The organism is Trichocoleus sp. DQ-A2, assembly GCF_039961915.1.
Lineage (GTDB): Bacteria > Cyanobacteriota > Cyanobacteriia > Cyanobacteriales > FACHB-T130 > FACHB-T130.
Map to the genome: position 1 here is coordinate 1 of NZ_JAMPKD010000043.1, position 12,497 is coordinate 12,497.

At 47.3% G+C, this 12,497-nt stretch carries 13 protein-coding genes; 6 read left to right on the top strand and 7 right to left on the bottom strand.

Translation table 11 applies throughout. The features are described 5' to 3' along the window. Positions 1-686 (bottom strand): ATP-dependent metallopeptidase FtsH/Yme1/Tma family protein (locus tag NC997_RS26315; RefSeq protein WP_347276041.1); only part of this gene is annotated, 686 nt, incomplete at its 3' end. Between the two features lie 435 nt (positions 687-1,121). Here NC997_RS26315 and NC997_RS26320 point away from each other — a divergent pair. Next, a complete protein-coding gene (locus NC997_RS26320; RefSeq protein ID WP_190410883.1) occupies positions 1,122-1,667 on the top strand; it encodes an NADPH-dependent FMN reductase in 546 nt (181 codons plus the stop codon). Positions 1,668-1,801: 134 nt separating this feature from the next. On the opposite strand, the gene NC997_RS26325 is transcribed toward NC997_RS26320, so the two are convergent. From NC997_RS26325 to NC997_RS26335, 3 genes are all read right to left on the bottom strand, one after another. Beyond that, positions 1,802-2,986, bottom strand: coding sequence for a ferrochelatase (locus NC997_RS26325; RefSeq protein WP_190410884.1), 1,185 nt, complete (start codon positions 2,984-2,986; stop codon positions 1,802-1,804). 146 nt (positions 2,987-3,132) lie between these two features. Next, positions 3,133-3,459, bottom strand: a complete 327-nt coding sequence (locus tag NC997_RS26330; protein ID WP_190524748.1) for a diguanylate cyclase — start codon at positions 3,457-3,459, stop codon at positions 3,133-3,135. A gap of 75 nt (positions 3,460-3,534) precedes the next feature. Continuing rightward, positions 3,535-3,783 carry a hypothetical protein gene (locus NC997_RS26335; protein ID WP_348257837.1) on the bottom strand — a complete coding sequence of 83 codons (249 nt, stop codon included), beginning with the start codon at positions 3,781-3,783 and terminating at the stop codon, positions 3,535-3,537. Between the two features lie 452 nt (positions 3,784-4,235). Here NC997_RS26335 and NC997_RS26340 point away from each other — a divergent pair, with 452 nt between their 5' ends. Then, a complete protein-coding gene (locus tag NC997_RS26340; RefSeq protein WP_190524773.1) occupies positions 4,236-4,790 on the top strand; it encodes a hypothetical protein in 555 nt (184 codons plus the stop codon). 60 nt (positions 4,791-4,850) lie between these two features. On the opposite strand, the gene rsmG is transcribed toward NC997_RS26340, so the two are convergent. Continuing rightward, positions 4,851-5,621: a 16S rRNA (guanine(527)-N(7))-methyltransferase RsmG gene (gene rsmG / locus NC997_RS26345; RefSeq protein WP_199306026.1), complete on the bottom strand. Its 771-nt coding sequence runs from the start codon at positions 5,619-5,621 to the stop codon at positions 4,851-4,853. Positions 5,622-5,698: 77 nt separating this feature from the next. Next, positions 5,699-6,373, bottom strand: a complete 675-nt coding sequence (locus tag NC997_RS26350) for an ABC transporter ATP-binding protein (RefSeq protein ID WP_190524750.1) — start codon at positions 6,371-6,373, stop codon at positions 5,699-5,701. A gap of 519 nt (positions 6,374-6,892) precedes the next feature. On the opposite strand from NC997_RS26350, the gene NC997_RS26355 reads away from it, so the two are divergent. From NC997_RS26355 to NC997_RS26365, 3 genes are all read left to right on the top strand, one after another. Continuing rightward, positions 6,893-7,795: a Sll0314/Alr1548 family TPR repeat-containing protein gene (locus NC997_RS26355; RefSeq protein ID WP_190416001.1), complete on the top strand. Its 903-nt coding sequence runs from the start codon at positions 6,893-6,895 to the stop codon at positions 7,793-7,795. Between the two features lie 127 nt (positions 7,796-7,922). Beyond that, positions 7,923-8,378, top strand: coding sequence for a DUF3531 family protein (locus tag NC997_RS26360; RefSeq protein WP_190429656.1), 456 nt, complete (start codon positions 7,923-7,925; stop codon positions 8,376-8,378). 8 nt (positions 8,379-8,386) lie between these two features. After that, the gene (locus NC997_RS26365; protein WP_190524752.1) at positions 8,387-8,815 is read left to right on the top strand and encodes an NUDIX hydrolase; all 429 of its coding nucleotides are present in this window, start codon (positions 8,387-8,389) and stop codon (positions 8,813-8,815) included. 67 nt (positions 8,816-8,882) lie between these two features. Here NC997_RS26365 and NC997_RS26370 read toward each other — a convergent pair whose 3' ends face one another. Continuing rightward, positions 8,883-9,875 carry a ribose-phosphate pyrophosphokinase gene (locus NC997_RS26370; protein WP_190415987.1) on the bottom strand — a complete coding sequence of 331 codons (993 nt, stop codon included), beginning with the start codon at positions 9,873-9,875 and terminating at the stop codon, positions 8,883-8,885. A gap of 595 nt (positions 9,876-10,470) precedes the next feature. Here NC997_RS26370 and NC997_RS26375 point away from each other — a divergent pair. Then, positions 10,471-12,477: a serine/threonine-protein kinase gene (locus NC997_RS26375; RefSeq protein WP_190524754.1), complete on the top strand. Its 2,007-nt coding sequence runs from the start codon at positions 10,471-10,473 to the stop codon at positions 12,475-12,477. Positions 12,478-12,497 lie beyond the last annotated feature (20 nt).

Sequence of the window (12,497 nt, forward strand, 5' to 3'; positions counted from 1 at the left end):
TCGCGGACGCGGGATGCACCAACGCCGACGAACATTTCCACAAATTCACTTCCGGAGATGCTGAAGAAGGGAACCCCGGCTTCCCCGGCGATCGCTTTGGCGAGTAATGTTTTCCCGGTTCCTGGAGGGCCAATTAACAGGACGCCTTTGGGAATTTTCGCACCTACGGCGGTGAATTTCTCTGGGAGTTTGAGGAAGGTGACGACTTCTTCGAGTTCTTCTTTGGCTTCTTCGATCCCGGCGACGTCGTCAAATTTGACGCCGGTTTTGGCTTCCATCTGAAATCTGGCTCTTGATTTCCCGAAGTTCATGGCTTGCCCAGAGGCATTACTAGAACGACGGAAAATAAACATTAATACTCCCAGTAAGAAGAAGAGTAATAGTAAGTTTGCCGCTACTCCCACCGCTGCGGTGTTATCGGTCGAAGGTTGTACATCAAGTTCGACATTTTTGTCGCGGAGTTGTTCGATCAATTCTGGGTTTTGCTCTAGAAGCATTACCTCTTGCGGCGGATCGGTTGGCTTTTGCCCCGTTAATCTAACCTTAGCCATCCGGGTGGCTGGGTCAATTTCCACTTTGGTGACTTGGTTTGCCTCAAGTTTCTGCAATAAATCGCCATAGGTGAGGGTGTTCTGCTCTGCCTTGGCGAGGGCAGGAGGACTCAGCAGCATCCCCTGGAAAATCATCAAACTGGCGGCGATCTGCCAGAAGCGTCGTGGCGCTGGTTTAACGGAATCTTTAGACCTTTTTGCCGGTCGATCCCCTATCCATGCTTCGATCCCAGAATTATTGTTCATAATTATTGCCCTTTCCCTGCTGCTTTGACTCAACCCCTAGGTTGCTGGATTTCCAGAGGAATCTGCCTAAATCAGGAGTTGAGCAGACCTTTCCATCTTCTAGTTTAACTGTCTCGATTCCAGCCTTGCCGAGAATCGGTTTGCTGGTTTTGGCTGCTTTGTTGACGAAGTTGGGTGGAACTTGTTATCTTAAACGTATTCATAACGAGTACGCTTTAATATTATCGTAAATTTATCTACCGATGTCTCGGTGACAGGTGATTGCCTAAAATTAACTATTTTTGCGGTTACTAAAGCTTGTTTTCATCTTCATGGAGGATTGATATGGTCAAAATTGTGGGAATTGGCGGGAGTTTACGGGCTGAATCTCAAAGTCAGCTGGCTCTAAATTTGGCAGCTTTGCGAATGCGATCGCTTGGTGCTGAGGTAGAAGTTCTTGATTTGCGGCAAATGAATCTGCCTTTTTGTAACGGGGAAAAGGAATTTCCAGACTTTCCAGATGTTGCAAAGATGCGGAAAGCCGTCGCTGAGGCAGATGGCTTAATTTTGGCAACCCCTGAATATCATGGTAGTGTCAGCGGTGTGCTGAAAAATGCCTTAGATTTAATGAGCTTTGACCAGCTAAGCGATAAAGTTGCAGGTTTAATTAGTGTCTTGGGAGGTCAGTCAAATAGTAACGCTCTCAACGATCTTCGGGTAATTATGCGCTGGGTTCATGCTTGGGTAATTCCGGAACAAATTGCCATTGGACAAGCTTGGAAAGCGTTTGATGCTAATGGGAACTTGCTGGATGATAAACTTTCTGAGCGCTTTGATGAATTTGCTAAAAGTTTAGTAGAAAATACCCAAAAACTGAGAAAGGCTGCCTAGTTTTCGGCTTCAATTGGGAAGTTTTAACGCAAAGGTACGTCAAGGAAATCGCAAAGGTACGCAGAGATGATTTCTCTTTGCGTATCTTTGCTTTATTTCTTTGTGGTTCTAAGCGTTAAAAAACACCCAATTATTTAATGATGATGGTGATCGTGGTCGTGGTGATGACCGTGGTCATGGTGATGATGACCGTGATCGTGGTGGTCGTGGGTATGAGCCGCTTGCATCGCCGCCATCTGAGGATTAACGGAAAGAGCTTGTTCTGAAAATAAAGCTTCAATCTGAGGATGCGCCCATTCTGCTGCCATCTTTAAAAATTCTGGATGGTCGTTGACGCACTCCATTTGTACGTAGGTCACTTCCGGATGCTTACGCCGTAAGTTATGCAGGATGTGGTCTACATCTAGCAGAGTTTCGTGATTCTCAGTAGCAAAGCCAATCGGCATGAAAACAACCGACGTAGCACCCAGCAGAATTAGATTTTCAGCAGCTTGGGTGGCATTGGGTTGAGTCCATTCAATCAGAGGAGTGTCATGGTTAAGCCAACCCACTGAAATCAGCGGATATTTATTGATCAGCTTCTCTCTAACTCTCTCGTAGAGTGCCTCACTTTCAGTGATGCCAGAGGTAAATCCTTTAGCTTTATGAGGGCAACCGTGGTTCATCAACACGATGGCAGTTTGGGAGGGCAGGTGGGCGACTGCTAAATCGCGGGCAATTTTCTCCTCTACTAGACGCGCTAACAACTCGATGTAGGCGGGTTCGTTGTAGAAGGAGGGAATATAGCGCTGTCCCTTAATCCAATGTTCGCTACCGTCAGAGAGTTTGGAAAGAGCGTTATTTACTTGCTCGACCGCAATCCCGCTGGTAAAGATAGAATCTACCACTAAGAGCGGGTAGATCAGCAGTTTGTCAAAACCCTGCTCTTTGATTTCAGCAAGAACCTGTTCGGGAAGGAAGGGAGCGCAGAAGTTAAAGGCTTTGAAAACTTTAACGCGATCGCCCCATTTTTCTTGTAGATTTTTTTCTATCCCCGCCCGTTGCTGTTCAAAAATTGCGTTGTGGGGGGAAATAAAATGATCGTGCTGGTGGTTCCACTCATGCAGGTCAAAGATTGCCAAAAGCTTTGCGAGTGGTGGATAAATCCAGGTGGGTACCGGCGCAAACTTAGCGGTGAGTAGATTTAAAGCTTGTTCGTTGTAGTTGGCAAAGTCGTCGTAGCTTTCTACTTCGCCATAGCCCATCAGCAATACGGCTACGCGGTCGTTACCTGTGGCTGAATCGTTATTTTGTTGAAGTTTTTCTGGGGTGGCTACCAAGTCGCGTTCCTCAACTTGAATGGTGTCTACATCAGAGTGGAAACTGAGGCGATCGCGTTGTCGTACAGATTCAATCCCCTCAAAGCACCACTCCTTTTTTAGGTTAACATCCCCTATGGGGGGATTAAGGTAAAAAAATTTAGTAGTTAGATAATATTGCAGCGAGTTTTGAGGCGCGATTCATCCATCCAATGATTGATACAAGTCACGAGCGAGCGAGCGGGCGAAGAGTTGCATCTAGTGGCATACGCAAGGACGCGATCGCGTCCTTGCACCTTCGCTTTGTAAAGTGCCGCATCCACCGCATGAATGACTGCCTCTTCCGTATTGCCATGAATCGGGAAGCAAGCAACTCCCAGCGAGATCGAAATCGTACCCAGTTGCTGACGCCGAGATTGTACCTTTTGTTTTTGTAAAGTTTCGTACAGCGATAAATTGGCTAGCGCTAGGGCAAGATTTTCTGCGACTGTCACTGGTTATACCCCAGCACAGATTAAATTCCGGATCTACCCATTCAATCGCTTGATAGCCGCTGAAATACTGAATATTCAGCGTTGCATCTGCTTCCAATTTTGCTGAGATGGCTTCCCCGCATTTTCCCAGCGCTTTGTCATGCGAACCAGTGCTAAAAATCGCTCTTTCATTTCCCCGGTGAGTTCGATTTTTATACTCTTGGCTTCCAAGTCAATTTTCTGCTGAATGCGATCGCTCTTCAGTGCTTCTAGTCCTTGCCAGAGACACAGCGCCGCAATCGAAACCCCAATGCCAACGAGGAAGGGCAGCCGTCGCGACGCCACCGCATATCCTCTGTAAACGAACAGCCACAAGGGCATACACTTAGCGATCGCTAGATTTCACTGAAGCGCTGTTATCCTCTTCTGTCTCCTTTGCTAAGTGTTTCCTGAATCCAACAGAACGTGTTGGGATTGTGTTCAGGAATTTTGCCACTGTCACGTACAGTCACCCTGTTTTCTCACTTCTTGTCACATACATTTCTTGTCAAATAATAAGTGCAACATAATAGCGACAGGCAGTTTATGTCTTTAGCTAAAGCGTGTAAGTCCAAATTTACTAATCATTGAAATCATAGATTCTGCTGGGAACCCGCTAACAACTAGCTACACCCTGAATTGAACCCTTTGAAAGTCTTTCTAAGATTTTTTATATCTGAAGATCGATGTTTTGTCTGTAAGATATTTTCATAATTCAAATGATGCTCGTCATCATTTGCCCCTAACCTTTAGAAATGATGAACGTCATTATTTGCCCAGGTATCCACGATCCAGCGCTAACGCAGAATTTTCTGGAAGAATTACAGCCAAAAAAGAGAGAGAACCTGTTGATTTTTCCGGTTCAAGAATTCGCCGCTTACTCAGCAGCGGATATTTACAATTATTTGTGCGTAAATCTTAGTCCGCCTAGCTCCCAAGCATCACCCGTAATCTTTATTAGCTTCAGTGCGGGTGTTGTGGGGGCAATTGGAGGGGCTTGGCTGTGGCAGCTATCAGGAGGAACGGTTAAAGCTTTGATTGCGCTAGATGGCTGGGGTATGCCTTTGTCTGGTAACTTTCCCATCCATCGACTCAGTCACGATTACTTTACACACTGGAGTTCAGCGGTACTGGGAAGTGGCGAAGAGAGTTTCTATGCCGATCCGCCAGTAGAGCATTTAGAATTATGGCGATCGCCTCAAACTGCACAAGGTTGGTGGGTAAGTTCAGTAAAGGGAAAAGCGGAAACGCGAACCTACACCACAGCCGCTGAGTTTTTAGCCAGTCTGTTGCAGCGTTACGAGAATGGATAATATCGAATCTGGTTGATGACCCACAAATACGAAAAAACCCCACCCTGCCATCGCCTGCGGCTAAAGTGGCTTTTGAGCAGGTAAGCCGACAGTGCGCGGAAATTCCCTCGGCGTGGGTGCCACTTTGCGGAGATAAAGACAGTGGCGATCGCTATGACTACAAGGAGTCGTAAACCCTTCTATCGACTCAATGACACCACCCAATTGCACAAGCGCTGGTTGTAGAGCATTGGTTTCTTCTTCTGTCCACTGTCCTCGATAGAGGATGGCTAAGCCACCGGGTTTTAGTAACGGGAGGGCATATTCTGCACAGACAGATGCTGTGGCGACGGCTCTCACCAGTGCCAAGTCGTAAGAAGCTCGATGCTGGGGATGTTGACCAATTTCTTCCGCTCTACCAGTCAAAGTAGCAGCATTTTGAATCCCCATCTGGTCGATCAGAGTTTCTAAAAACGCGATTTTTTTGCGCGTGGCATCCAGTAAAGTGACGGTGCAATGGCTGAGGGCGATCGCAATGGGAATCCCCGGAAATCCTCCTCCAGTCCCAATATCGATAGCGCGTTCGACGGAGGGAAGGGACAAGCGATCGCTTGTCCCTTCCGAATGGGAGGATAGCAGGGGTGCAATTCCTCGCAGAGAATCCCACAGATGTTTTTCCCAAAACTCTGTCGGTTCGGTGATGCGAGTTAAATTTAGCTGGCGATTTCCTACCAAAATTAGCTCGTAAAGGCGCTGAAATTGTTGCCTTTGTTCGGCTTCCGGCTGCCAGCCTAATGTTTGCTGCCAGATGTCTGCCATTTCCGGCAACATTAGCGTCTCAATCTCACCCATGACCGCCAACCTTCAACTTTTTAAATTTGTGAATTACCCTTCGGGAAAGGGTTCGCCCTACAACCGCCCAAACCCATTTAAGCTGCTGGTTGCGGCTCAATTACTTTAGCTTCCAATGACGCTGGTTCCACCGATTGCAATTCTCCGTGGTTAATTGTCCAGCATCGATCGGCGATCGCTAACAAATCACCCGCATCGTGAGTGACAACCAACAGCGTCCAATGGGTTTTGAGTTTTGCGAATAAACTCACTAGCTGACGCCGCATTGACCAATCTAGTCCAGCGGTGGGTTCATCCAACAACAGCAAATGAGGTTGGCGAATTAACTGCACTGCTAGAGCAAGGCGTCGCTGTTGACCTCCACTCAAGGAATGCGGTGAGGTATGCAATGGCAGATGTGCCAGATTTACTTCTTGCAGAGCTTCCGTGACTTTTTCCAATCCCAACTCTGGATGCCCCATCCGCAGTTCTTCTAAAATTGTCCCGCCACAAAAATGCCGCTCTGGAAATTGAAACACTAATCCTCCCAACTGTTGCAGATGTTCGGGAGTCAGTTCTTGGTCTCTCCAATAGAGGGCACCATCCGTTTTTTCCGCCAGACCTGCGAGAATTTCTAAAAATGTGCTTTTGCCAGAGCCACTTGGGCCAATGACAAGACCCAGATTGTTCGGTGCCAGTTCTAAATTAAGGGCTTTTAGAATCGCAGTAGGGGCAGCCGGGGGGTGATAAGTCAGGTTTTTGAGATAGAGCATTAATTACCCGAATAGAAAATAGAAAGCGAACTCGTCAAGGCATCCAGTTGGGAACAAAAAAGCCTTCTTTAATTTTGACTTAAATTATTCGGCACAAGAAAAACTGAACGAAACCTGTTTTTGAGCAAAACAAATTTTATCCGCGATTCCGGATCTCTTTATTTCTACTTTTATCCTTGGCATTTAAAAAAAATTAACTAAATTTTTCCGGAACCTGGAATTTAGTAAAGGCGTCAAACGCATTTAACTCTCTTTATCTAGAAGTGACTAATTATACACTTGTTGTTTCTAAATGTTGAGCCGAAGGGCGATGGTAACAGAATATTTTCTGGCGTTACTAGATAGCATTTAACATTGGAGACAGCATTCACTCAAGCGTAAGGTTTTGTGAGGATGACGATAATGGATCGATTTTCGGTTCCGAAGCAGATTGTTTCTGCGATCGCAAATACACCCGCGATTTGCTCTAAGCCTTTGATCGCGCCAGCGTCTGCACGTTTTGCTCTGCTCGCATCGCTGATGGCAGTCAGCGTTTGGTCTAGCCCTAGTCTAGCGGATGACCCTTTTCGCTCTAGCAATCCTCGGAATATCGGAGACAGTACAGAAGCTGCTTTCAAGGCAATCTTTGAAAAGGGAAACTATCTAGAAGCAAAGCGTTACCTACAGCAAGCGGAAACGCAGGAACCCAACGAACCCCTAGCATACGCAATGAAGGCGTCTCTCACCTACTCCTCTATTGACTGGAAAGGGGAAAGTGCGGAGAGCAAGCAACAAAAACAAGCTTTGTTAGATGAGTTTAAATTATACGCGGACAAGACGCTGCAAACGGCTGAGAAGCTCACAGCAAGCGATCCCTTGCGGGGAAATCTCTACACCGCAGTAGGTCATTTTTTACAAGGCGCTCATACGATTGCGATCGCGAATCGAGATGCAATCAAAAGTGGCCCGCAAGCTTTGAGTAAATTGCAGCAGGTATTTGAATACCTCGATAAAGCTGAAAAAGTAGCACCTGATGATGCAGAACTCAACTTGCTCAAGGGGTATATGGATTTGATGATTGCGGTAAATTTGCCATTTTCCAACCCCAATCAAGCGATTGAACGCTTAGAAAAAGCAAGTCCGTCTTATTTGGCTTATCGAGGAATTGCCGTCGGCTATCGGGACTTGAAGAAGTACGATAAGGCGTGGGAATTTGCGGAGAAGGCAAGTCAAATCACGCCAAATAACCCAGAATTGTTCTATCTCAAGGGGCAGATCCTGGTTGAGCAAGGGAAGAAGAAAAACAATAACCAAGATTTGATCAAGCGAGCGGTGGAGAATTTTGACAAAGCGATCGCAAAAGAAGCCCAACTCCCGGCGAACGTCGTTAAACAGCTGAAGCGAGAACGCGATAAAGCACAACGCCGGATTACGGGAGGATGAAGCCTAAAAGGATGAAGTATAAACGATAGGATGAAAGAAAGGATGAAATGAGTTTGCGGTTCCAAAACAATGGATTGAAGCCGATTTCTCGAATTTCATCCTTTACACTTTATACTTCACGGTTGATATGCAGGTAGTGTTCCGCGAGTTTAACCCTTTCGATCTGTGGATCTGGCTGGAGTTCAGCATGGTTCCCTCGGAGATGGAAAAGCAGTATGTCGAGGAGGTGTTTAACTCCTGGTTCTTCTTGGGGAAATTGGGAGGATTTAATGCAGAAAATCTCCAAGTCCAGGATACGGGTTTAGATATCAGCTACATGGATTACGATTCTGACGCAGCGGATAACACGATGGTCTCGCTCATGCATAATATGGGCGAGTTTGAGTACGAAGGGGGATGGGCACGGTGCTGGCTCGATCTGGGAACCAGTGATGCGATCGCGCTTGATATCCTGATCAACTCTCTCAACCAGCTGAACAACGAATACGTAAGAATTGAACGTTTGTACATTGGCGGCGAAAATGAAGACTGGCCCGTTGAGGGTAGCGAAAGTCGCGCTGCCTTTAGTTACAACGAAAATTGACAAAAACGATGCACAAATCAGGTGAAATTCGGGTGCTTGCCTTGGGGCTGATTCGGAACGACGAGCGCATTTTTATTTCCGAAGGCTATGACCCCGTTAAGCAAAATACATTTTATCGCGCCTTAGGGGGCGGCGTTGACTTTGGAGAAACCAGCATTGACGCACTACAAAGAGAATTTCAAGAAGAAATTCAGGCTGAATTAACAAATATCCGATATCTTGGCTGTATCGAAAATTTGTTTACTTTCAATGGGAAGCCTGGTCACGAAATTATTCAACTGTATCAATGTGATTTTGTCGATCCTAAGCTTTATCAGATTGAGCGAACGATTTTTGCTGAAGGCGATCGCCAAAAAGCGGCACTTTGGGTAGAAATTAATCGTTTTACATCTGGCGAGTTGCGATTAGTCCCAGGAGAATTTTTGCATTACTTGTAATCTTGTAGGGACATGGCATTGCCATGTCCCTAGACCTAAAAAAACTACATCCCTCGCGGATTAAGATTTATCGGAACATACTGCTGACAGAACTATCTTCGTGAACCCGCCAAATAGTTTCGCCCAGCACATTGGCGACCGAAAGAACCGTCAGTTGTTTAAATCTATCTGCTTCGGGGACTGGGATGGTGTTGGTGACAATCACCTCTTCAAATATCCCGCTTGAGAGCCGCTCAATCGCGGGTGGAGAGAAAACTGCATGGGTAGCACAGGCATATACCTGCCTAGCGCCTTCTTTGCGTAACAACCGAGCGCCCTCTGAAATGGTGCCGCCGGTGTCAATCATGTCGTCTACTAAGACGGCTGTTTTGCCTTCGACATCGCCAATCAGATTCATTACTTCTGCTACGTTATGCGCTTGCCGACGCTTATCAATAATCGCCAACGGCGCATCGTTCAGCTTTTTCGCAAACGCTCTAGCTCTAGCCACACCACCTACATCCGGTGAAACAACAACCAAGTCAGATAGTTGCTTGTTTGCCAGGTAATTGATGAGGGCGGGTGAGCCGTAGACGTGATCGAAGGGAATATCAAAGTATCCCTGAATCTGGGCTGAGTGCAAATCCATCGCCAAAATCCGGCTGGCTCCAGCCTCTGTAATCAGGTTCGCAACCAGCTTGGCGGTAATGGATTCGCGTCCCGCTGTTTTGCGGTCGGCTCTCGCATAGCCATAATAAGGAATGACTGCGGTAATTTGTCGAGCCGAGGCGCGGCGACAGGCGTCAACCATGATCAGCAATTCCATCAAGTGATCGTTCACCGGATGGCAAGTGGGTTGAATTAAGTAGACGTCACACCCTCGAATCGATTCTTGAATTTGAATGTAAAGCTCTCCATCAGCAAACCGCTTGCGAACCATTGGTCCCAAGTCCATGCCTAGATAGCGAGCAACTTCCTGAGAGAGGGGTATATTAGCAGAGCCGGAAAACAGTCGCAGACGATTGTTATCTGCTATTTGTGGCAGCGTAGGCTGAAGCGATATAGTGGGAGAACGGAGCACAGCAGACCCTCAAGAGCTACTTCGATCGCAATCTTATCATTGTCGCCGAAAAGACTTATCAAATTTATTTGTTAAGAAGGGATGAATATCTGAATCACTGGTTACAGAATATCTAAAAAATTGCTCTACAGACAAGAATTAGAAAGTTTTGGTCTTAAGTTTGAGAACCTAACTCTTCAATGCAGGTTTCTTCAGGTATGACCATCTCAGTAGAATGGCTTAGTTTTTGGAATCTTAAGTAAACTGTCAAGATAACGTCTCCGTATTTCTCCTGATAAAACATAAACTTTAGATCGCATAGGCAAGTCAAATGTACAGATTTCTAGACAAATGCTTTGATAATAAATAATTTTTTAACAAATAGAAAGCAAAGTAAAAATACATTAAGGGAACGCGATCGCCGATTAGCCGCATCGGAAAGTCCGACTGATGGCTGGGGGGAGCGACTCACTTTCCAACAAGCTCCAACAAGCCAAAATTAGAAGCTGATGGAACGGTGAGCGACAGCTTTTGCCAAAATAGATCCAAGAAGGTAAGGTAGCATAGCTTTGTCATAATTGCATCTTGAAAAGCCCTTCTTCCCTAGCCCTTATTTATGCAACCCCCGATTGTCATTGGAACGATTCTACAAAACCGCTACCGCTTGATCGGTATTCTCGGTCAGGGAGGGTTCGGACGAACGTATCTAGCAGAGGACCAGGGGCGCTTTAGCGAACGATGTGCCTTAAAGGAATTAATTCCTGCTCAAGAATCAGCTTATGCACTGGAGAAAGCAAGGGAACTGTTTCAGCGAGAGGCGACGACTCTTTACCAAATCCAGCACCCGCAGATTCCCCAGTTTCGGGCTACTTTTGAGCAAGATCAGCGGTTGTTCCTAGTGCAGGACTATGTGGAGGGGAAGACTTATCGGATGCTGCTTGATGAGCGTCGGAGTCAAGGCAACACTTTCTCGGAGGTAGAAGTGGTGCAATTTCTGCGGCAGTTGTTGCCCGTCTTAGCGCACATCCATGTTAAAGGGATTATTCATCGGGATATTGCGCCGGACAATATTATTTTACGGGAGAGCGATCGCTTACCTGTGCTGATCGATTTCGGCGTGGTTAAGGAGCTGGCAACTCGGTTTCAGCTACCAGATGTTACCAGACCAATCGCGACAACGGTGGGGAAACCCGGTTATGCCCCCAGCGAACAAATACAGGCAGGGCAAGCTTACCCTAGCAGCGACCTCTACGCTTTAGCGGCGACGGCTGCGGTAATGCTCACAGGCAAAGAGCCAGCAGAATTGCTGGATGCGACTCAGCTAACGTGGCAATGGCGCAGGTGGGCGAACGTCAGCGATGGGTTCGCTCAAGTATTGAATCGGATGTTAAGTTATCGACCGGGCGATCGCTACCAATCAGCTGGAGAGGTTGTACAAGCACTCCAATCTCTGACGAATACAACCGCCGCTCTTCAACCGCCACCCGCAACTTTTCAACCTCCACCACCGATCCAACCGCCACCCGCAACTTTTCAACCTCCACCTGCTAACCCGCAACCGTCAGCTCCCAGCCCCCAACCGCCCCGTCCGACTACTTCCCAAGTACAAACAGTAGCGGTAGGACGCCGACCCGATCCGGTGACACCTAACCAAAATACTCCTGGCAACCCGGTCAATCCGAATGCCGCCCGTCCAACTCGACCCGATCCAGTGATTCCCGAACCGCGCCGCTCGACTTGGGAAGATCCTTGGGCTGTCTTCGCAGTTGTAATCAGTCTTGCTTTATTAGCTGGACTGGGTTCTTGGGCGTTAGTCAGCTTTGTGATTAATCGGCAGCCTCAACCAGATCCAACGCCGATAGTTTCTGACACACCAACACCAACGCCCACACCAACGCCAACGCCCACACCAACGCCAACGCCCACACCCAGCTTAGAACCAGTAGCGTACAGTCAGCGCCTAAACTTAGTACCCGGTCAAACGCTGAATAAACAAGGAAATCTCAAAGGAAACGAAACTCTGAACTACATCATTCGTGGAGAACAAGATCAACAATTAAATTCCTTGCTGAATGACGAAGGCGTGTTAATGACGGTGTTGGGACCCGATCAAAACCCAATTAGTAACAATGCTAGGCGAGTCCGAAGTTGGACAGGAACGCTTCCCTTTACCGGCAATTACACCATTCAGCTAAGTCCGATCAAGGGGTTGCCTCAGAGCGACTATAACTTACAGATTAGCCTTGCGAACCCAGTCCCAACGCCAACGCCGACACCCACACCCACTCCGACACCTACTCCTACTCCCACTCCTCCCGCCGGTCAATTTGATACTCAACCGATTACCTTCCCTCCCGGCGAACCGGCTGTGCAGGTTTCGGCTCGAACCAGTCCGCAGCGGATTAAGCGTTACTTGGTAAATGTGCAACAAGGACAGGTACTGAAGGCGGACATTCAACCAGGTGGGGCAACTTTAGATATTCGGTATCCCGATGGCACTCTCGTGGAAGATGCCTCTGGCGTTTTGTCTTGGCAGGCTCAGGTGCCTCGCGCTGGAAATTATCAAATTGATGTAATTGCGCCAGAGGATACACCCTTTACGCTAGATATTAGTGTTCGGTAATGGGTAATCGATGGTGGGTA